This window comes from Pseudoalteromonas shioyasakiensis (assembly GCF_024518675.1).
GTDB classification, from domain to species: Bacteria; Pseudomonadota; Gammaproteobacteria; order Enterobacterales; family Alteromonadaceae; genus Pseudoalteromonas; species Pseudoalteromonas shioyasakiensis_B.
This window is the reverse complement of record NZ_JANIGL010000002.1, coordinates 350396-372866: the sequence shown is the minus strand read 5'-3', so window position 1 is coordinate 372866 and position 22471 is coordinate 350396. Positions and strand designations below refer to the sequence as shown.

General features: G+C 38.9%; 12 protein-coding genes. 3 read left to right on the top strand and 9 right to left on the bottom strand.

Annotated elements, in window-relative coordinates; translation table 11 throughout:
* Window positions 1–165 precede the first annotated feature (165 nt).
* The gene (locus NQT69_RS07550; RefSeq protein ID WP_256827042.1) at window positions 166–465 is read left to right on the top strand and encodes a ComEA family DNA-binding protein; all 300 of its coding nucleotides are present in this window, start codon (window positions 166–168) and stop codon (window positions 463–465) included.
* A 47-nt stretch (window positions 466–512) separates the two neighbouring features.
* Here NQT69_RS07550 and NQT69_RS07545 read toward each other — a convergent pair whose 3' ends face one another.
* Window positions 513–818: a DUF6170 family protein gene (locus tag NQT69_RS07545; protein WP_256827041.1), complete on the bottom strand. Its 306-nt coding sequence runs from the start codon at window positions 816–818 to the stop codon at window positions 513–515.
* A complete protein-coding gene (gene dsbB / locus NQT69_RS07540) occupies window positions 818–1330 on the bottom strand; it encodes a disulfide bond formation protein DsbB (protein ID WP_256827040.1) in 513 nt (170 codons plus the stop codon). Before dsbB ends, NQT69_RS07545 begins: the two co-directional genes overlap by 1 nt.
* 292 nt (window positions 1331–1622) lie before the next feature.
* Between dsbB and fadR the strand changes: the two genes are divergently transcribed.
* Both fadR and NQT69_RS07530 read left to right on the top strand, forming a co-directional pair.
* Window positions 1623–2336: a fatty acid metabolism transcriptional regulator FadR gene (gene fadR / locus NQT69_RS07535; RefSeq protein WP_256827039.1), complete on the top strand. Its 714-nt coding sequence runs from the start codon at window positions 1623–1625 to the stop codon at window positions 2334–2336.
* A gap of 243 nt (window positions 2337–2579) precedes the next feature.
* Window positions 2580–3185 (top strand): peroxiredoxin, encoded by a 606-nt coding sequence (locus NQT69_RS07530; protein ID WP_256827038.1) that lies wholly within the window; start codon window positions 2580–2582, stop codon window positions 3183–3185.
* Between the two features lie 423 nt (window positions 3186–3608).
* Here the strand turns inward: NQT69_RS07530 and NQT69_RS07525 are convergent, their stop codons facing one another.
* From NQT69_RS07525 to NQT69_RS07495, 7 genes are read right to left on the bottom strand one after another with little or no spacing between them, the layout of a single operon-like run.
* Window positions 3609–7718: a poly-gamma-glutamate synthase PgsB gene (locus NQT69_RS07525; RefSeq protein WP_256827037.1), complete on the bottom strand. Its 4110-nt coding sequence runs from the start codon at window positions 7716–7718 to the stop codon at window positions 3609–3611.
* 1 nt (window position 7719) lies between these two features.
* Window positions 7720–12024: a hypothetical protein gene (locus tag NQT69_RS07520; protein ID WP_256827036.1), complete on the bottom strand. Its 4305-nt coding sequence runs from the start codon at window positions 12022–12024 to the stop codon at window positions 7720–7722.
* The gene (locus NQT69_RS07515) at window positions 12009–12776 is read right to left on the bottom strand and encodes a hypothetical protein (protein ID WP_256827035.1); all 768 of its coding nucleotides are present in this window, start codon (window positions 12774–12776) and stop codon (window positions 12009–12011) included. Before NQT69_RS07515 ends, NQT69_RS07520 begins: the two co-directional genes overlap by 16 nt.
* A complete protein-coding gene (locus tag NQT69_RS07510) occupies window positions 12760–15030 on the bottom strand; it encodes a hypothetical protein (protein WP_256827034.1) in 2271 nt (756 codons plus the stop codon). The genes NQT69_RS07515 and NQT69_RS07510 overlap by 17 nt, the downstream gene beginning before the upstream one ends.
* Window positions 15017–18133 (bottom strand): poly-gamma-glutamate biosynthesis protein PgsC/CapC, encoded by a 3117-nt coding sequence (locus NQT69_RS07505; protein ID WP_256827033.1) that lies wholly within the window; start codon window positions 18131–18133, stop codon window positions 15017–15019. Before NQT69_RS07505 ends, NQT69_RS07510 begins: the two co-directional genes overlap by 14 nt.
* An 8-nt stretch (window positions 18134–18141) precedes the next feature.
* Window positions 18142–20118 (bottom strand): hypothetical protein, encoded by a 1977-nt coding sequence (locus NQT69_RS07500; RefSeq protein ID WP_256827032.1) that lies wholly within the window; start codon window positions 20116–20118, stop codon window positions 18142–18144.
* Between the two features lie 21 nt (window positions 20119–20139).
* Window positions 20140–22365, bottom strand: coding sequence for a CapA family protein (locus tag NQT69_RS07495; protein ID WP_256827031.1), 2226 nt, complete (start codon window positions 22363–22365; stop codon window positions 20140–20142).
* Between the last annotated feature and the right edge of the window lie 106 nt (window positions 22366–22471).

Here is a 22471-nt window from a genome sequence, read left to right as displayed (position 1 = left end):
GAACTTTTTTATTTTTTATTATCGGTACAGTTGACAAAGTAATTGCTCTTTACTTTATTTATAAAGTATCACTTTTTGGTACTGAGTGGTCTGAAGTTCAGTGTAAAGGTGGACATTTCATTCACAATTTATTGGATCTATTTATTAAGATCATGGAGGAATACTATGAAATTATTGAGTGCATTAGCAGTTCTTGCTGGGTTAGTTATGATCTCGCCTAGTTATGCTGTAGATAGTAAAGCAACTACGCCAAGCAAAGTAGTAGAAAAAGCACAGGTTATTAATCTTAATAAAGCAAGTGTTGAACAACTAATGCAATTATCGGGTATAGGTCAGTCAAAGGCGCAAGCAATAGTTGATTACCGTGCAAAACACGGCAATTTTAAGTCTGTTGCTGACTTAGCTCAGGTTAAAGGGATTGGTGATAAGTTACTTGCTAAACTTGAAGGAAAAGTGTCTTTATAGTGATAAACCTAAGCCATTTTTAATGGCTTAGGTAGCTTTTGCTGAAATTAATCAAGCTGTGTAGTGTGCTGCTTGAGTGCATCCGTTAAATAGGGTCTAGCAAAGGCAATTTCAACGGGTGTTGTTAGTAACGGATAGCTTAAGCCTGTGAGTAATAATGCGGGCAACATGAGCCAACCTTCAATGTAGATCAAAGATGTAAATACCGGTGTTAACAGTAATAACTTAATAACTCGCAACCAAACTTTACTAAGTGGAGTAAGCATAGACAGTGCTGTGGCTATAATTTGTTGGCGCTGCCTGACTTTTAGGTGACTAAGTTCTTCGACTTGGCTGGTGAAAAAAACAAACATTATAAGCGCTTCTTAATAATTAAACGTGAAACCATAACGACTATTAATACGAGGCTAAATAGCCCAAAAATCACTTCCATCCATGCAGGCATACTCAGGCCTAAAAATTGCCAATCAATATTGCCACAATCGCCCGTAGCGGCAAAAAAATGGGGGAGCCACTCGTGTAATGGAACAGGAAAATTAGGCTCAAACTCACAACTAAATGCAAATGGATCCGTTGTGGTTTGCATATTAATATGTTCACGGGCTAATAAAAACCCCCAGAAGCTTGCTATTGCCCAGCTAGCAAAAGCCGTTATACGTATCACCATGTTACTCGGATTAATTGCGCCTATCACTCCCGCTATTAATAGCCCAAGCATAGCTGTGCGCTGATAAATACACATGATGCAGGGCTCAAGCCCCATTTGATATTGGAAAAACAAAGCCGTGACTTCAAATATCAATGCAATTAATGCTAATAAAACCCAAGGGGTGCGCTTATCTGCTAAATCAGCTAACCAGTTCATAGTACTTCCAATAATTAATCTATTAGAGAGATTATGGCTTAGTCTTTAATCAAGGTGCAAGAGGAAACCGTACGAGAACTTATAAAAAATAATGCCAATGCAATAAGATAACCCTGATTGAAGGTAAGACGTGGGAATTTGTGTGTTGAAAGCAACTGTAAAGCAATGGCGCATTGGGCTTAAAAATAAGTGGGTTCTTGATTACTTTGCTTGTTAGTTTTGCATCGTCTGGTACAATCAGTCAGTTAATCGTTTTAAGTGAAGTAATATTGATAACTCGAGTGGGAATTGAATGAGAATTTTTAAAGCAAAAAGTCCAGCAGGATTTGCAGAAGAATATATTGTTGAATCAATATGGAATGGCGATTTCCCTCCCGGCTCTATTCTTCCTGCTGAGCGCGAGTTATCAGAATTAATAGGTGTTACACGTACCACTTTGCGTGAAGTGCTACAACGTTTAGCACGCGACGGCTGGCTTACCATCCAACATGGCAAACCAACACGTGTAAACAACTTTTGGGAAACATCGGGGTTAAATATTCTTGAAACCTTAGCCCGCCTTGATGAAGACAAAATGCCTGAGCTGACCGACCAATTGTTATCAGCTCGTACTAATATAAGTGCAATATACACACGTGCAGCTATTAAGTTAGCGCCAGAGCGAGTTATCGAAATTCTTTCACAAAGTGATGAGTTAGAAGACAGCGCGCAAGCATTTGCTGACTATGATTACAAAGTACATCATGAATTAGCTGTTGCAGGTAATAATCGTATCTACGTACTCATTTTAAATGGGTTTAAAGGGTTTTACTCTAAAATTGGCTGCCATTATTTTTCAGATCCAGGTACTCGTCAGTTAGCACGCCAGTTTTATAAAGACTTAACAACACTGGCCGAAAATCGAGAGCATGATGGTGCAATTTCTATGATGCGTAAGTATGGTCATCAAACGGGTGAAGTCTGGCAGAAAATCCGTGGTGATATGCCAGAAGATATCATGGATTAATACACGAATAACGTTAAAAAAACCTGTTTTTACAGGTTTTTTTGTCTCTGGCAGATGTACATTTTAGCGTTCTGAATTTTCGATTGTAGTGATTCAAAAATACGATTATCTATTTAAACTTATAATCTCTAAAATATTTCGACAATTATGCATGTTTGCCCTTGGTATTTAATTTTTAGATCCCATAATAAAGCAAGCATTGCGTAAGCAATTAGAAATAAACCTAAATATTTGGAGAATAAAATGGGTGTATTAGTAGGCCGCCAGGCACCAGACTTTACCGCTGCAGCAGTACTAGGTAACGGCGAGATCGTAGATAGCTACAATCTTCACGAAACAATCAAAGGTAAAAAAGCAGTTATCTTCTTTTACCCACTCGATTTCACTTTCGTATGTCCTTCTGAACTAATTGCTTTTGACAAGCGTTATGAAGAGTTCCAAAAGCGTGGCGTTGAAGTAATTGGTGTTTCTATCGATTCACAATTCTCGCACAATGCATGGCGTAAAACTGCTGTTGCTGACGGTGGTATCGGTGAAGTTAAATACGCACTCGTTGCAGACGTTAAGCACGAAATCTGTAAAGCATATGACGTAGAGCATCCTGAAGCTGGCGTTGCATTTCGTGGTTCATTCCTAATCGACGAAGAAGGTAACGTACGTCACCAAGTAGTTAACGATTTACCGCTTGGCCGTAATATCGACGAAATGCTACGTATGGTTGACGCGCTAGCGTTCCACAGCGAGCACGGTGAAGTATGTCCTGCTGGCTGGACTGAAGGTAAAAAAGGTATGGATGCAAGCCCTGAAGGTGTTGCTAAGTTCCTTTCTGAAAATGAAGGTGAGCTATAATTTAAGCTTACTTTTCTTATTGTAAGCTTTTGCAATTAGCAATAAGTTGGATGATTGCTTTTTAACTAGTAACCTTACAATAAATAAGGCCCTACCTCTAAGGCAGGGCCATTTATATATTCGCCTCTATTTATTTGAGTTATTGAGGCACTTCCCGATTAATAATGCTTTTTCCCCTCTTATTAAAAGCTTTTTATCCGACGGTTGTAAACATATAACATATCAATTTAACTTACTGGTACCTGAGCTACTTTAGTATATCTATCAAATGCTTAATTAGCATGATTAGATTTATCTATAAAATCGACAACTTCTTACACTATATTTCCCTCTAGAAATTAGGAGCAAGGCAGTTAAGCGCCTGTTAGCCTGATATGAGTTTATAGAGTTTTTTATAACTTGTATAAGGCTTATACAACTAGACTATTTTTTATTCCGTGAAAAACTTAACCAACCTGGCGTTTGGTTTCGATTTAATTGACCAAGTACTTCAATTGCTTTTTCTAGTGTTATGCGGCTATTTGCAATATCGCTATAGACTTGCATTGCTACTTTTTTTCGTTTTACCGCAGCACCAGCATCCAAGAAGGATTCAGCGACCTGAATTGCAAAGCGTTTGATTGCATTTTGCTGGCTTTGTGTTACAGGTTCATTTTTTACCTTTTGTTGTTTATTTAGGCGCTCACTAATATGCTGCAGCTCGGCTTGGCTATACTCGTTTTGTGCATGATGCGCTTTCTTTATCTTTATCAGCGTATCGTTTAAATAAGCTAATTCAAGCTGTGAAAATTGGTTAATTAAAGATAGGCGAGTTAAGGCCTGACGAAATTGGTCAACAGAGCTGTCAGTATCTAGTAGAGTTTGCGTGGTATCGTAAATACGTTGCCATTGTTGCCAGCTATAGACATAACCAAGGCCAGTTCCTTTAATATTTTGCATGCCGACAATAACTTGGTGGCAATGAGGTCTTGCAAGGGCTGCTAGTTCAAGTGTGAGCTGATCTGCACTAATTTGTGCATTATCTATTAACACGCATTTACTTTTCGCAAGTGCTAGTAAGGTGCTTTTAATAGTTGTTTGATTGTTTATGAGCTCGCTTAACAGTGGGGCGATTTGTTGGTAGCTAAGATAATGCTCAAATAACTCCTTAAGACTGGTTCGCCGTTCAGCTGGCAAGTTTATATTTTGTTTGATAAACCACTCATCTAACGCAGCTTGGTTATTGATGTTTTGAAGGTCACTGTTTAAATAATGGGAATCTAGTGCAATATTAAATAGCTCAACTAGGGAATCTATATTTTTTATACAATGCAGCTGGCTGCATAGTGCATGCAACTCTTTTAAGTCATTATTGTTTATAATTCTATCTAAACGTGCTGTAAAAGCTTGTAGGTAGTAGCTATAAAAGCCATCAACATTAGTGCCAATTATAACCATCTTATCAAAGGGTAGATCGTCAGCAAGAATGTCAGCAAATACTTTGGAGCGAGCGACACGATCATTTCTGTTATTAATTAGGGCAATGGTTTGCTTGGTTGGATCTGAAGATAGTTCGAAAAGTCCCAACCGTTGCCAGTTTTCCAATGTTGCTAAGCGCTCATTTGCAGACATGCTGTTGACAAAAGACATGCTAAAGTCAGTCAAAGGCGCTTCAGTGAAGTGTTGTAAAACACCAATGTCAGGCACAATCCGTTGTGAAGTTTCTTTAAAAACGAAGTCTTTATCTAAACCTATGTGTGCAGCCATTTTACAAACTAATGCGATGTTGTCAGGATGTTCTTGATAAGGGTAGAGAGCTCTGATATCCGGTGTAATTTGATAGCCATCTCCCCAGTGGGTTTGGATTAAAGTACTTTGCTTTTTTTGTGCATCCTGTTCAAGCACAGCCATCATGGTTTGTTCACTGGTAAACACTAGGCTGTTTGGTGCGATAAAATTAGACATTTCTTTTGCAACATCAATTCCCGTTGGCCCAAGAATATCTTCATGATCAGGATAGGCATTAGTGATAGTTGAAAAGTTGTCTTGCATCCATTGGCGTAAAATTCTCACGTAGCGCGGTGTTAAACCCATGCACTCCCATAAAAAAACATCTGCTTTTACATTTTTTGCAAAATGCAGAATATCACTCTGCTCCCAGATACTCGCTTTGTCGAATGGCCTAAAAATAGGGACTTCAAACTGTTCTCCGTTAGAGCGAGCATAGATCATTGTTGCTTCGCAACCTGTTGTTTTTGTAATAACTTTTAATGCTAAGCTGCTAAAAAGTGCGGCTTTTAGTCGTTCAGTACCTGATTTACCTCGCGTCCCCCAGCCGCCAATACTCACTGGGATCGCTTTTCGGTCACTTTTTATTCTTTTGCTTATATGTACATGACGGCCCCAAAAATAAAGCATAAATCCAACAACAAAGAAAACCAGTTGGCCAATACTGTTTTGATAAATTGAATAGGTATACTCTTTAAAGCTGAGCCAAAGATTTACAAGCAATGGAGAGACACTTAGTTTTTTATAAAAGTTGCTGATCCCTTCTTCAACCACAAAGTGGCAACCAAGTTGTTCGCCATACGCTTTAAACTCAAATTTAAACCCTTGTTTTTCTAAAGATTCAATATAATTTTTTTGTTCTATTTCATTACCTTTTCTTAAACTATCAAGGCGCTCAATATGCAAAGATAACCATATGTAGGTCTTTACTCGTTTAATAAGTGATTTAGGTGCGCTAACACATAAAATTCCATCGGGAGTATATGTTTTTGCTGCTTGCTTTAAATCATCTTGGCTTAAAACAGATAACAAAAAATCAGGGAGCGGGAGGTGAGGTCGAGTTGAATGCTCGTTAGCATCAAAGAGTGGCTCACCAGGGACGGTTGTTGCGCTTATTTCTGCCACTGTGCAACTAGGGACATGCATATATGCTGATGGCTTACGAGCAGTATTATGATTAAAACTTTGTCGTTTATCTGTACTGGGATTACGTAATTCATGAATGAATCGCCAAACTCGAAATGCGCTGTGGTAGCCCTTAGTTATATGCCAGTGGCGTTTTTGTTTTTTAACATTAAAGCCTTCATGTTGTTGCGCTTTACGACTTAGCAAGCGACCTAATAGCTCTTCATCTAGATCGGTTTCTGCGATAAGGGGCTTATCGTTATTTGGTATTGAGCTTTCAAGCGTTGCCATGACATTTTGGTGGGCAAATGCAACAAGTTGCTCACGTGTGCGAGCAATGTAGCGCCGTATTGCAATACTAGGCTCTTGATTGAGTTGGCTATTCAAACAATCTATAAATTGTTTAAATACGACTTCAGGTTCTTTTGCCTCAAGTTGTTGGTTGAGCATTATCCTTGCGCTCAACTCAAGTGTTAACCGCTTTATTTGTATGCTTTGCGGTGATTCTAAAAGCGCTTTCCATAATCTGAATGCTAACCCATTAGCAGCAATTCGAGCACTGCTTAGTTGCTTAACTAAAGTGAAGCGTACAGAGTCTTCAGGCTCGATTTTTAATCGCTCTTCGAGTAGCTTTTGCCAAAACGGTAAAGAGAAATATAATGACTGCTCTATCACACTTTGCCTGACTCTTGGGTATTCGTGATTGGCTAAAAGTGTTAGTAAGTTCTCACACTGTGATGTGAGGTTTAATTGACTGACTAATATTTTTGCTAAGGCGGCCAAAATAAATAGTCGTTGCTCATCATTTAATTGAAACTCATCTTGGCATTTTATGAGTTGTGTCATAAAGCCCCGGGTATAAGTGGGTCTTTGATGAATAAGAATTTCGAGAATATCTAATCGTGCTAAATGCGGCGTATGCTGTTGTTCTAAAGCTAACACGAGTGTCTCTATTAAATTTGCATTTAATTCATGTTCGCCGACTTTATTATGAATGAGGTGTACTTGGTTTGCTAACGCGCGATACAAGGCATTTTTTACATGCTCACTTTTTGTCTGAGACAATAGATGTAAAAAGAAGCTTTCTAAATCGAGGGTGTGCCAAGCATTGGCTGTATCTTCTGCAAACTCTTTTAAATATCGATTACTTAAATCACCCAACTTACCAATTAGGAACTTTAGGCTCTGCTCTATATTTGCCACACTGTCCTGATATCGATTGATCACAGCACCTTCATCAAACCAGCGTGAAAAGGCTTGCTTATCTTTTTTTAGTTGCTCAGCTGTGGCACCAAGTTGTTGAGCATAATCTAGAATGTGGAATTCTCGCTCAGCGCTTATTTCAGCATGGCTTAACCTTTCAATAAACAGATAGTAGCCAGCATCGAGTGCTTGCAATGCTTGCTGTTTTTGTTCAACTTGGTGTCGCAAAAAGCCAATTGACTGACGCAATAGCCATGCATCTTCATTTTCATTATCGGGTATGTTTTGCAGTAACTCCCACTTTGAAAGATCATCCACTAGTTGGCGGTATTTTTGCCGATATAAATCGAGCCAGAAATTGGCAATATCAGCAAATAACAGATGCTCTAGGCGCTGTTTTAACTCTTGCTGGGTCATGTGTTTATTTGTAGTTGCCATATTAGTTTTGCTCTAAAAAGTGATTGAGTTGCAGTGATTCAAAGATAATTTCATCATGTGAGAATACACTGAAGCTGGTATCAGCTAAATTACCAGTAGAGAACTCAAGGCTGACATTGTGATCATTTCTAAACCAATCTTGATCCCAACGTAGTTTTATCCAGCCTTGTGAAAAATCACCGAGATGGATCTGTTTTCGCCAACCTAAGCTGGTGATGTATTGCCAAGTGCTGTTTGGTCGATCGTCGTCTGCAAATTTGTAATAACTAGTTAGACCTGCTTGAAAAATATGCCCGCGAAAATATTGGTTCCATGAAGCACCAAAGCGTAATAGGTCTAGGCTTGTCCAATCAGAGTTTGTGGTGCTCCCAGCAAGAAAGTTGAAGTAGCTGTCAACCCAAGGTTGGTAACGGTATTGATATTCACCTCGCCACCCATGTGGATGATCTTCCCGATAGAAATTGTAAATGTCTGAATTTAAATGAGAGTCAAATAGAAAATCATCTAGTGAAGCACTACTATAACTATAAAATGGGCTGACTTGCCATTGATGGCGATGACTTTCATCTACTCGCCAAATTTGGCCAATTTGCACATAAGTATTAACCCCATATTGGCTAGAAGCATTGTCTCTACCGGGTTGCCATGATGTTTGAATTGCACTGTCTATATACCATGGGGTGTCATGATCTTGCCAAGAATGATAGCCATCAATTGAGAATATTTCTGCGTCTTGCTCACTAAGCGAATAGGTTAAGTCAAGACGATACCAGTTCTCATCTTCAGCTAGACGAAAGCGAGCACCAATATCTACACTATGGCGCGTTGGGATATCCTCACTGGTCTCAAAAATACCACGACGATCGTAGTTGATAAAAGCTTGCCAACTTAAATCTTCTGGGTGAAACAGAGCCACCTCATCGTTAATTACGTGGTTATTTTCGGGTAATGTATAGGTGAGCTTTTCCACATCGAGTTTGGGCTTAGCTTGGTAATTTGAAATTTTGTGATTAGTTTTGCTCAGTTGCCACGTGTACAGTCTTACATACTTTAGCTTATCAGTACTTACTTCGACTTTACCAGCAGGGTGAAAGAACGTACGCTCTATCCTTTGCGCATACTCATTACTGCCATTTTCTTTTAGCATTTGCTCTAGTTTTACTAGCCTATCGGCAGGTAATTTGGCTATTAAGTGCTCATTAGGTAATACCGTATAAAATAATAGTTTGTTCGGTAAAGGCAGATCATACCAACGACCATCACGATACTCTTGTGCATTGAGTGTTATGATTTGTGATAAATATGGATTAAGCCACTTAAGTGAAATGACATTGTTAACTAGCTCGGATTTATTAAAGCCAAAAGCTGTTATTTTGCCCGGCTCTACAGACCAGGTTTTACTGCTGTTACCTAAGTCAATTGCAATATTAGCAATGTTACCTTGCGACAGTTCAGCACTTGAAAAATGAAAGTTTAAACGTATTTGTGATGATCGTGTTTGTGATAAATCAAGGTTCAGGCTATGAAGTGGGCGAAGCATTAAACCATTTTTAAAGTCATGTTGAGTGCTACTACGCGAGAGTTGATCGCTAAGACTCGCCTCACTCAATGAGTCAACAGTAAGCAACTGGGTACCAGCAAAGTCGAGGTATTCATTAACAGGAACCCACTGGCCATAACTCTTTACTCGAGAAAGCAATGCTTCAAGTTTAGCAGATAGGGTTACTGAAGCTAATTTAGCAAGTGCTTGTGTGTATTCATTGATAGATAATGTGCCATCAGACAATTTAAATAGGGTGTTATTCAATAAGGTTTTTTCATTTATTGACTGATCATAAAGTAAGTTCATAAATGGCATTTGCCAGTGATGGGCCGATGCCATATCTTGATAGTCAAAATCCTCTAGCAGTGCTTCTGTTACCAATTTAATGCTGATAAAAGAGGGATTATCACTGTATAACCGAACTGACTCTCCTGGATTTAAGCTAATTAAGCTTTCACTTGCAATTGAAAGTAATTGGCCGTTACTTTGCAATGCCGTGGTTGAACTAATATCAGAATAAATAGGCAGAATACTTTGTTGTTGGCCTTTGGTTGCGAACAGCCAGCTCATTTTATATTGACCATTTTGGACATTTTGGCTGCGCGCTCTAATAGCAAAAGTAAGCGGTTTACTGGTTGCCCTTAGGGTAATCGCCTGTTGGCTATTCATCGCATAGGCGTTTAATAAGCCATTGGCACTTATTAGTGTTGTATTACCTGAGTGGCTTAAATGGTAGCGCTCTTGACTAATATCTACTTCAGCATAATCCCGCCAGTTCAAGCGAGTGTAGCTGTTTTCTAGTGTGGGCTCTGTGGCTAAGTTATGGCTTAGCCACAAGGCTAAAATGTTTTTTTGTTGTTTAATTGCCAGCGCTATCATAACTTGTTGGCATGTTTCTAATAAGTTTATGGCATCAGCACAAAAGCCTAATAATTTATAATCTTGCCCAAAAGCGGTGTATTGTTCCAACAGCTTGGTTGCTGCAAATTCTTTGATCTCGGGTATGGTGCTGCTTTTATATAGTCCTTCAAGGTAGCTTTTTGCAAGCACTGTACGACCTTGTTGCGCCAGTAATGAAATGCGTAATTGCCACGCTTCAATTGCAAGTGCAGTGTTTGGCACACTGACTAACTGCTTGAGCAGTTGTAATGATTTTAAGGGGTCACTGTTGACTAAGCTGTGAGCTTCAGCCAACTTGTTGTGCCAATGTATTGATTCTTGTGCAGATACGGCAAGCTCACCAATAACGTGCGGGTTGTATGGCACTAAGTTGTTAGTGTATTCCTCGCCTAATAAAGTAAGTTGCTGCTCTAATAAGCTCGCTATTACAGGGCTTTTTTCGTTGAGTTGACCGGAGCGAGAGTAAAGTAATTCATTATTTGGTAAATCCAATAGCTGAGAGCTTTGCATTACATACTCTATAGGATGACGCTTTTGCTGTAAATTTTGAATAGTTAATGAACTTGCTGTAAGCGGTATATTTAACTCAAAAGTAGAGAAATTTTCACTTTTAAGTAAGGTCAATTGCCACTGCTGATTACCACTTCTGACTAAAATTTGGCTATCAACGGGACTGCGCGCATGGAAAGTAATCGTAGGTTTTACCCGTTGTTTTACATTAAGGGAAAACTGGTGGGGAAATTTATCTAAAGAGTGTATTTGCGCATACTCTTCGCTTAATACTGGGTAGCCAATGTCATCGACAAGGCGCATGCCGCTTAAACTATCAAAATGATGAAAGCGACTACTAAATTGTGTTTTATGCGCTGAGTCCGGAATTAAATAATGGCTCTTCGCAACGGTTCTTAACAAGTCTTGATAGCGTATTTGTGCGAGTAAGTCATTACTTTGATATACACTTGCGTTAAGTGCCGTCAAGTCTTGTTCTAAATAGATTCTTTTTAATTTTTTATCTAAGTTATCAATCCAGTATGGCTGAAAATACTTTTCTTGCTGCTTGTCCAATGCTAAATCGTCATAGATTGCACGATGGCTCTGCTCAAGCTTTATATAGGCATCTGTTTCGCTACGTAGTGTTAAGTATTCACCTTTGCCTATAGCAATATAGTCAGTTTTGGCTAAGCCAATTTGTTGCGTTCGGTATTCGCTTGCCCTGCTTGCAAGTACGCCAATGATTGTTGCAGGTTGTTCATTGATATAAGCATAGATCTTGCCGTTAATATCTTTGTTGAGTAAGTCTTTTCGTACTGTGATTTTAAGCTTTTTAGCATGTTGAAAATATAATTTCACCTGCTCCCCAGCTTTGAAATGGTAATAGTTCTCTACGTCTTGGCCGTAGTTTAGGCGAGTAACGTGTCTGGGCATTTTTACGGCTCGACGAAAACTATCTCTATGACGTAGGGTTTCACCAACCATTACATCAAACGATTCGCCAGTGTCTAGATGATTGGTAACTTTCACGATACGGTTATAAGGTTGGCTTGGTAATTGGCAGCGTGCTTGCTGGCAGATAAAGTCGCGCTGCAGGTTTAACCTTTGCTGCGCAATATGGCTGGTACCAGCGCTTAAAATAAAGCTGTTGAAGCTATTGCTATCAAGATCAAGCCACTGGCCTTTAGGTAACCATAAATATTGACTTTGTTTGGCCTCGATAAACTGAGTGTGTTGTGTATCTTTTAATAGTAATTTTGTTTTTACATCCAGCCAAATTGGTGAGTTTAGCGTTGCGTCGTTACTTGCAAACCCTTGTGGACTTACAATAAATAAGATACTGAAGATAAAAGCGATTAGAGTGTAATGCATTTTTTAAATCCACTCATTAAATTAGACTGTTGAATAAGTTTTTTGCGTGCCGAGTAGCTAAGCTCTATATGAAAGAACTCATTTTTGGGCAATGTTAGTGTGTTTAAGATATTTTTAGTGCCCCCTAGTTCTGACACATCTAATGGGTAAACGGCACTTTTAAACTTTACCTTATCGTTTAGGCATTGACTTATTTGCTTGATTTTTTCAGAGGGAGGCCGAGCGCCTTGGCTAATAATGACATCGAGCGATTGAGCTTGCTTAGTTCGACGCTTTGACGCATCGAACCCATGGATTTGATAAATCTGGGTGCTGGGCACTGTACTTGCGTACGCTTCAATAAATGCATTGGCGACGCTGTAGCGTGATTTTCCTAAGTCGCTCTTTTCACCTAGTTTATTTAAGTTATTTCGATGAGCGGTATTTGTTATAAATACTTGGCACTGAGTAGACAGCGCGCTGGCAATGGCAAAAGTATGTTTATCAAAAAAGCGGTGTGGGGCATAGCTAATACATTCATTTGCTTGGGTATTATAGCGTATTTGCGCACCAGATATGAGCTCATGCTTATCGTCTAAGGTGATTTCAGCGTTGAGTTTATAATTGATTTGCATCATCTTTTGATTCACAAGCCATTGACTAAATTGCTGTTTTAACATGGCATATTGGTCGGCAACACTTGGCTCAGTTGCATGGCTCGCAAAGCTTAACACCACGGTCAACAATAAGGTTGAACTAAAACGTTTCATCATTCCACCACCTTATTTTTTGTTCTTCGTTTTCATACTCTTCCAGAACTGCTATCCAGATCGTTTTGTCGCTGCTTAAAGTAATACTATTAATAGCACGAATATCATTGCTGATTTGATTAGTAATTGCAGGATAAGCATATAAAGAGCTGTCTTTTGGATGAATTAAAAATGCATCGCTTAGCGCGCTAGGTTGCAAGCGTAATCGTTTCTTTTCTATGCTGTACTCACTTGAAACACCATTGTGATAACGCGCATTTTGTGTTGTAGTGATAGTCACATTTTGATGAGCTTTATGACTATATGCTTTAAAAACAACACTCTTAGGGCGTAGCTGAGGATAAGTTAATGTTAGTTTTTTGCCAGCGGTTAACTTATACAAACGTTGTTTAACCCAAGGTCTATGACCATGCCAGTTTTGGTAAACAGCTTTCGCTGTATCCTCAATCTGTGCGAGCTTTTCAAAATCCGTGTCATCAAAGTCAATATCTCTAGCGCTATTATTACTCTGTTGGTAAACAATATTGGCTGCAATGGTATCAGGCACGTGTGCAGAGAGTTGTAATAACTGTTTGGCGTTTATTTTCGCAAAATTAAATGGCGTTGGCTCAGTCAAAGGGGCGTAATATTTATCAGGGCTATTAACTAGCGCGACATTCGAAATCGGTAACACTGAAAACAATTCTCTTGATTGATAAAAGGTATCTTCAATTATCACCTCTGGGGGCTCAGCAAAGACGCGAATGTTAATATAGGCATCATTTTCTGTGAAGCTATAATGATTGTCAGCTTGTTGCTCGTACCATGCTGCAATATTATAAAAATCAAGTGATTGCGTGCAAGTCGTATGGCAAACACTACGTTGATAGTGAAACTGACTGTTACGTGATTTTACCCTAACGAGCGCGGTTTGATTTGTCGTCACTTCAAGACGCGCCGCATTCTCACCTACGCGTAAAAATAATGCTTTAGCCTTCTTTGTTAGTTGGCGTTGTGTTGTATCTAAAATAATTCGGTCAAACTGAGATGTCTCGCCATCATAAAAAACACTGAATTTATCAATTTCGCGTTTATTCTTATCATAAACTTTGACTGTGGCTTCACTGTTTCTTGCTGCTCGTAGTTCAATACTGATGTCACTATTACTATCAATTGTATAAATAGCGGGTGTAGCCGAATCTATTTGATAAAAACTATCTTGTGATGTTAAAAGTGGTTGCTTTGATTGCAGCGACCAATTTGTTAGTACACCTTGTGAACTACAGATGGTTACTAAACCGGCATTGAGGGGCTCGGTGATAAAATTAAGCGAGGTGTTATTTTCCTCATAATTAACAGTTTTGGGAGGGATAAACTGATTAAGGTCGTACCATACTATGTTAATGGGTGTATTATTACTTTTGCTGAATTGCAAACGATCTGGTTGCTCAAGGGTGATACTTGCACATAAATTCTCATCAGTGTAGTAGTCATCTAGGTTTAATTGCTGCTGACTAAAATCGTAGGTAACAACATTGTATGGTAGTGTTTCATAGAGTATATCAGACTTAAAGTCGATGCTGGGTATCCCTTGTGGCGCTAATTTTAGCCACCTATAGGCAACGGCATTACTCATTTCATTATTAGATAGCGCGTTAGTACCTAAGCTCAAATAATTAGTGGCTCTCTCTCGTTTATCCAAAGGGAGCTTCAGCCATGCAGCATTAGTATCAATAGAGTCGTTAATCGTTTTAGCATGAACCCTAACAACGACTCCCATCACTTGTGGGTTCTCTGGTATTAATTTAAGTGAGATTGCAGACACATCCGTAATTTGTTCAGGGCTAATATAAAAGGACTGCCCTGATGAAACTAATAAGGCTTTTTGTTTCTCTATAATTTGCTTAATTTGAAGTTCATTATCTACCGGTGTTAATTTGCTTGCATGGTGGTAAGTACTCGTCGAGAGAGCTTTATTTTCTTTGTCCAGTAGCGAATATTCAATTGCATAATTTATTGGTTTATCAAGAGCTAACTGTTGCTCAAATATAGCATTTGATAAAACTCGAATTGAATGCGTGCGTGACGGCGATAGAGCGTAGACTAAAGGTTTTTCTGTACTCAGCCATTGCACATTAGAGCGAGTCTCATCATCAGAGCGTGTATCCACCGGCTCTGCAGATTTTAGCCACAATGAGAGGCTGAATAGTGAAAATGCCACTATTGCTAATAATGCAAGATAGAAAAATGCTTTTAGTAGGCGCTTAATAAATTGCATAAGAGCCCTCCATCATCATCTTATTAAAACGAGCCTGATCAGTTAATCTGTTTGTCACGGGATTAAAAATAGCCAATAACTTGCCTTGTAATTTTATTGCTAATGCATATTCAGCCCGATTTTCAAACTTAATGGTTTGCAAGCTGCAATCAGCAATAGGTGTGCAAAGCTGTGTTAGTGCCGTTAGTCGTTGCGTTTGCGTGTATTGTTGCAACACACTATTAAAATAAGACTCTTGAGCTGAGGTTAAGGTGAGCCAATCAGAAGGTGATAACGTTGCTATGTTGAGTACCCTAATATCAGGCTGTGTTGATATTGCTAATAGCCGTTGTACCAAGCCTTGTTGGTTGACAGAGAACTGTTGTTTAAAATCGGATGCTAACCATAATGTTGCTAAGTCACTGCGTGAGGTGAAGGTTTGATAGCCTGATTGCGGCGATGTACCAATCTCAAGACCGCGAGTCGCTTTTTGACCTTCTACAATCTGATAATTAACTGCAAGATCGGTTAGGCTGCCATCAAGTACCTCAACAAGTGGGCGTTGTTTAGCATTTGGTTGAGTATATTGAAATGCAAGTGCAGTCGGCCTTACCCAAGATGGTGCACTGTGGCTGCGAATTTGTAAACTTAGACTTTCGTTTTTATTTGTAAAGCGTAAATAGCTCTGATGTACGACATTGAATAGGGCGTCTATATTATTAGGGGCGAGCACATTTGCTTGTGGATGGGCGTAGGGGTGAGCGCCGGCTATTAATAGTTGATCTGCTTTAGTTTTTACAAATAATTCAGTGGCAAACTTTAGTGTATTACTTTCAAAAAGTGGTCGAGGTACTTGAATATTGAAATGTTCACTTTTATTGAGGCTTAAAATATAAAAGCCTTGTCCATATTTGACTGCCGGCCCTTCTAAGGCTGGTGCAATTAATAAAAATCGCCCTTGTTTATTATTAATCAACGTCAGTTGATAACCCATCAGTCTCACTGCCGTATTTACTTGATTTAATATGTTGATAATATCGCTATCTACAGTCTGTTCACTTAAGCTGGTTTTTAAGTTATATAATGGACGTAAGATCTCAAACTCCCATAAAGCTGCTTGATTAGCTGTTAGCGGCTGGTATTCATTACTGCCTTTTGCGGTAATGTGATCTGAATAGCTATCGACTAACTCATTTAGCGGTTGGTTTACATATGCTATGTCGTTTTGTTGATCACCTTGATTATTGCGTGCGACGTTTGCTAATAGGGTGGTGTAATTTTCACGATTCAAAAAGGCTTCAAATAACTGACCATCAAATCTAGCATCTGGTAAAGAGCTTTTCGTTGCTTGGCCAAAAAAGGTTTCTTGATAACCAAGCAGTTGTTGGATCAGGCGTTGACTCAATTCACTTGGTAATTGGTTATAAATCCAATACTGGCTTGTGGCCCCTAAAGGTGTTTTAGCCAGCAAGCGGCTCGTACGGCTGTTGACTTCACGGACTTGAAACAATTGCTCAAGCCCCATGGCATCAATAAATGCGTAATAATATGTGCTCTGCTCATTGTTTTGAGAAAGCTCCGTATTCGGTGTCAAGCTGGTACCAAATACCAAAGCTTGTGCAGCAAAGTGCTTAAAAATAAGCCCGGCAGAGTCACTCGCTAAACTTTCTGAAGTGGGATAGGGCACAGTGATTAAAAATTTTGCAGTGGGTTTGCGCGCTATAATAAATAAGCCGCGTTGAGATGTTTTTCTCGCATCGCGGATGTAGATGAACTGCTCATCAAATTGAAGTTGAAAATCCAGCTTAGCTAAGCGTTGTTTCGCCGTTTGAATGTTTGCAATATTATCGGGTGCCTTACTAATTTCATAAATAGCTTGCTTAAAATTGTTTCTATCTTGATTCCCTTGGTAGCTGCTTATTTCAACAGTACTTTTACTATCAGTATACAAATAGCTTTTATATTCACTGATCTGTTGGCTTAGCGTGGTTGTTTTTTGTATTGAACTAAGATCTTTAATGTCGGTATCTATAAATAAAGAAGGGATAAACATAATAAGAAAGCCCATAGCTATAGCTAATGAGCCCCCGACTATTGATGTTTGAAAGGTTGCCCGTATAACGAGTCCAAGTGCACTTTTTTGGTAAATCTTTAATGCTAATAAAGTGGATAACATATAGCCAAAGGCGAACGTATCTGTCACTTTTATTTCTGGGTAATAATGCACCACCAAATAGTTTAAAAATAGTTTATATATAAACCCAATATTAAAGAAAAACAGCAGTAATCGTGCCCCTTCAATGTTGGCATTACGTAGTTTGGTAAAATTTAACAGCGATGCCCCAATAATTAAAATAATGGCTGTTTCAACAAAAGAAGTTAGTAACTTTGTTGGTTCCATAAGTTGCAATGCAAGCAATGCTGGGAGCATGATGCCATTAAATTCCCAGCCATATTTTATATTTGCGCGAGAGGCAATGAAGGCTGTAATTACTAATATGATATAGGCTTTGGGCGCAGCAATAATTGAAGCGGCAACGGCTTCGTACATGATCGCCAGGTTTGCAATACTAAAGTTGGTCATTGGCATTAAAGCAAAACGTACCAGTAAGAAAGTAATTGCAAGCTGAATAATGGTCACTTTCATGCCATATTTGAAGCCACCATTCCACATAACATTCGCTGTTAGCGCAATAATGACTAAACCGAGTGAATACAGTTGGGAGGAGTAATCAAAAGTAATGTCCCAGCCACTTAAGATAGCTGCAATAAGTGGCCAAAAGAGGGTGTCCATTACAACCCGAACTAAAATACTAATTAAAATAATGGCAAAGAACCGGTCTCGACCAAACATTTCGGCGTAACCAAACTTTTCCATTATATATTTTGCGCTAAAGCGCATCAGGGCATAAACGACTATGGCTTCTATTAAAATAACACCAGCAGAAGTAGGGCTGACAATCAGTAAAGGAACTAGATAACCGGGTACAACTAATCCGGTTAAAGGGAAACCAAAGCGCAAGTTAAGTAAACAAACAACAGCAATTCCTACCCATACAGTGGTAATAACTGACTGGCCAAGGCCTCCACCAGTTGGGAAAAGTTGTAGAATTAAATCACCCACTGGTTAAGTTACTCCGTTGCACTTTTTGTATAGCGCTGCTGTTTTTCGTTCAAAGCATCACATAGTTGCTTACTGTTTGGCATTTTGTCTATAAAAAAAGCGATATCTATAAATTCAAATAAAATGCCAGATACTTGAAAAGGTTCTCCCGATGCGCTTTGAATGCTACTCGAATCCATCGCCCTTACATTCAATATATAAAGTTGGTCACCAAGTTTTGCCTCTAAGTATGCTTCCCCCTTTTGTAAAGTAAGGTAACGTAACTTTCCTTTGGCTGTTTCAATATCGAGGTTGGTCACCTGGCATAATAGATCCAGTGCTGTCATTTCAAATATAGAAAAGTGGTAGCGAGAAGCGAGCTCTTCTAATGATTTATTAATTTGTACAACTTGGCCGAATAAATTAAACAATACAGTGGCTGAGCGGATGTGATTAAAAACGTGCTCTAGTGTAGTTAATTTTTGTTCCATTTCAGCTATGGATGTTTTTACTTTTTGGCTTAAAGGTTCTTGCAGTTTCAGCGTAAGCAATTGTGATAAGGTGCTATTGCTTACCATTGCTTGAGACTCAAAAATACGATAGTGAAACAACAGCTCACCCACTTGTGCCGCAAAGGCATTTACGTTCTTTTCAAAGGCTTGTTGATTAAAGTTTTCGTTTGGTGTCACCGTCATAGCCCAAAAGCCGCGCACATCACCAGCATATGTTAAAGGCACTATATATTGCACTTCACCGTCATCTAACTTTTCAAAAAAAGGTCTTTCTATTTTCACAAGACTAAATGCTTTAAGTGCGTCAGAATAAGGAGGGCGTTTATAATCACGACGCATTTCTTTTATATCGGTAAGTTGACAATTAACTGCTCTAATTTCAGTTAAACGGTGATCGCCTTCTTTACGTGCTAAAAATATTGATTTATTTAATGCCAGCTGCTGGTTAACTAAGTGGATTATCGAGTCCCACGGCGAGCTCTGAGAAGTAAATGATTTTGGTAAATAGCGGCCGATCATCTTTTGTTGGATGTTACCAATTAGGTTAGCAAGCTCTTTATCCTCATTCAGTTTTCTGACAATAATGACCCAAATCAAGGTATATAAAGATACAATCATCATTTGCCCAATCGGAAGAAAAATTTGTTGTATCGATAACATTAAATAACCAGTACCGACCCATACCAGACTGAGCAACGTTGTTAGCACTAAGCTGTAATTTATAGATAGTTTTTGAAAAGCGAACAGTAAGGCAATTGCAATAAGCAAAAATAGTAATGTACTTTGCCATTCTTTAAGGGAGGTGATCGCATTTTCTTTTTGCAATGTATCTGCAATATAAGCGACGAGTAGAAGGTAATTAGTACTTTGCGATATTTTAGGGGCGTTGAGTGTGACACCTAACCCTGCATTCTTTTGCCCCACTATAATAATCTTATTTTGTAACTGGCTGGCCATTATGTCCATAGTCATTAAGCGAGTAGCTGTAAATTTCGGTAGAGCAGAAGGTGAGAGTGCAAAATTAATTAACGAAGCTGAATCAGCACCGCTATGTTGAAACAAAACTGGCCAAATGGAATCGCAATGCGCATTTGCGTGGATTTTTATTTCAACATTATACCCAGCCCAATCATTGATAGTTGGCAAGCAATAGTCATTATTTGGGTGAGGATAGAAAATGGTATCTTGGTTTTTGGTTATTACGCTTGTATTTAACGTTAGTTGCTCATTTGATACCACTATTATTTTGCTTGGCTCATAAGTTTGCAACTGCTTTATTAGGTCAGTATGTTCACGACTTAAGTGCTCACTTTCAATTAAAACCACATCACTATATTGGCTGTGCGTTAAGGAGGTTATTTGACTATAAAAGAAAGCATTTGTAGCATTAAAAAATGACAATGTATTTGCAGCGATAATGGTAATAAACAGTGCCATTATTAACCAAAAGTTCTTTTGTTGCTGCAATAAAAATAGTTGTTGTTTTAAAACCACAAAAGCTCCGGTCAAATAAAGTTATTCAAAGGTACTAAACGTTAGTTTGTAGGTCACAGGTGCGTTTGTATCTACATATAAAAAATCGAAGCCATGCATTTTATTGCTTTGCCAAATGCCATCACTCACTACGAGTGTATCTTGCCAAAGGATCATTGCAAGATCATCGAGTACTAAATTGGCTTCATCATTTGCTGGTGGAAAATGTCTAAAGGTTACTTTTACCCCGCGAGCAGGTAAATTGTCTGGCCCTAACGTCGTTGTGTCCGGTGGGAGTGTAAAGTTGTAATTAAATGCTTGCCATGAATAATTCCCTGCATTGGCAATATCAATGTATTGGGTTGAAAACTCTAATGCGTCTTCTGCCGTTGTTGTGACCAGCTTTAAATCGACTTTGCCTGCATTATCACCTTTGATGTAGCCAAACACACTGAAGTCTTTAAATACTTCCAGGTTATTTTCATTATCATAAAGCTCCATCGTGCGTATAGTCTGACGAAATGGAATTAGCGAAGGGGTGTTGTCAAATTGAGTACGCGCAGAGCAAAGTGCCTGTAATCCACTGCGTATATTACTAATACATGGCGTTACGCTATCACTGGAGTGATCCCACCTCGCGACCTCAAATTGCTCATCATCGTTGTCCCAGTCTTCAAAGTCACCAAATATCATCATATCGCGGCCGAACTTTAATGAGATAGGGGCGCTACCTTCAATAACTTCGATTTTTGATAAAAATGCAGCTGAAGAAGGGGCATAATTTCTCAGGTCAATAATTCTTTGCTCTGCACTTACTGTAATTGTTTCAGCGTACTCTGTTACCTGCATTTGGTCTTTGCTAAAAAATAAATCAGCATAACCGTCTCTAGGTATGAGTGTTATATTGTCATCAGATAAGTTTGCGAGTCGGCGGATTAAGTAGTTGCTTAAAAAACCATGAGTAAATTTAGGTTGATACTCTTCGATATACACAGGGTATACCACGGCACGTTCTGTGGGGGTGCTACTGTCTTTGTTTACCTTAACCATGACTGCGACACCTAACAGGGTTTCTAGACGATTTTGATCAAAGATAAAGTTACCTAACCCTAAAATTGCAGGCACGTTATTGTACATTGCAAAGCCTTGGGCTACATGAGGGTGATGGGCAATTAATAAGTTAACGTCATATTCGGAGATTGTTTGAAAACGTTCAGCAATATAGGGCGTGGGGGCGTAAGAATACTCATTGCCGCCGTGCATTTGTACAATAGAATAATCGCTATTAGCGTTGGCATTCTCAACAGCCTCAATGACTAATGGTGTATTAGTCAAGTCCGCAGCTCCGCCTTTATTATCACCCGAGACGTAATTAATATCATGCTCATTACCAAGGATAGAGGTCGCAGAAAATAAACCTAACTTTATGGTACTGACATCAATGAATTTAGGCGTATAAGATGCTAGGTTGTCCTTACCCGCACCACTGTGGGCGAGCCCTGCGTTGTCGACTTCAAGAATCGTGTCAACTAGGCCATCTTCTAAAAAGTCATACACATGGTTATTACCAAGTGCTACATAATCGACCCCAATTTCAGTTAAGCCAGCTAAGCTTTCAGGGAGAGAGAAAAAGGAAAATTCTTTACTAGGGTGTGCCGTTTGCGGTGTAGCTGTAACAGGGCTTTCTAAATTCACAGAGGCAAAATCTGCGGCTAAAAATAAAGGCGCAACATACTGGGATAGCTTTTTGGCGTCTTCACTAGCAGTGGCTGGACGTATAAGTGCGTCATCCACATCGGGGATATCCGCAGTCATGGTTGTTAATGAAGGGTCTAAATAGCGCCGACCAAACATGGTATCACCAGCAAATAAAAGTTCGACCTCATTGGTACTTTTGCTTAATAGTGTAATTTTTTTTGTGTTAGTAAAATTATTAAAACGAATTGTTTCTGTATGTGGTAGATAATCAGGGGTGTTTATAGCTAAGCGATAATTCCCAGTGGTCATATTTTCAAATAGAATGTTGCCGTTATTGTCACTGGTATAAACCGTGTTATTGAAGCTTGTTGTAGCACCAACCACTGGCTCATTGTTTTCGTTAACAATAGTGATGGTAATTGAATGTGTTTTTTGCAAATACTCTTCACGGATTTGTGATTCTGTTTTTTGAGCCTCAGTTTCACCCGCGTCGTAAGGGTCTTCTACTTTACAGGCATTAAGGAAAGCAATAAATATTACCGATATTACTAAAGTAAATGTTCTTTTCAAGGTAACCTCGTTAACATTTTTTATACATATGCTAGTTAGTTTTTATTATACTTGCTTTCTATTTAAAATTACAACAAGGAAAAAATGTGAATTGATTTTACAGCTT

Coding starts and splice junctions, on each gene's coding strand:
- dsbB (WP_256827040.1), bottom strand. CDS start 1,330: ATGAACTGGTTAGCTGATTTAGCAGATAAGCGCACCCCTTGGGTTTTA.
- NQT69_RS07550 (WP_256827042.1), top strand. CDS start 166: ATGAAATTATTGAGTGCATTAGCAGTTCTTGCTGGGTTAGTTATGATC.
- fadR (WP_256827039.1), top strand. CDS start 1,623: ATGAGAATTTTTAAAGCAAAAAGTCCAGCAGGATTTGCAGAAGAATAT.
- NQT69_RS07530 (WP_256827038.1), top strand. CDS start 2,580: ATGGGTGTATTAGTAGGCCGCCAGGCACCAGACTTTACCGCTGCAGCA.
- NQT69_RS07525 (WP_256827037.1), bottom strand. CDS start 7,718: ATGGCAACTACAAATAAACACATGACCCAGCAAGAGTTAAAACAGCGC.
- NQT69_RS07515 (WP_256827035.1), bottom strand. CDS start 12,776: ATGATGAAACGTTTTAGTTCAACCTTATTGTTGACCGTGGTGTTAAGC.
- NQT69_RS07545 (WP_256827041.1), bottom strand. CDS start 818: ATGTTTGTTTTTTTCACCAGCCAAGTCGAAGAACTTAGTCACCTAAAA.
- NQT69_RS07520 (WP_256827036.1), bottom strand. CDS start 12,024: ATGCATTACACTCTAATCGCTTTTATCTTCAGTATCTTATTTATTGTA.
- NQT69_RS07510 (WP_256827034.1), bottom strand. CDS start 15,030: ATGCAATTTATTAAGCGCCTACTAAAAGCATTTTTCTATCTTGCATTA.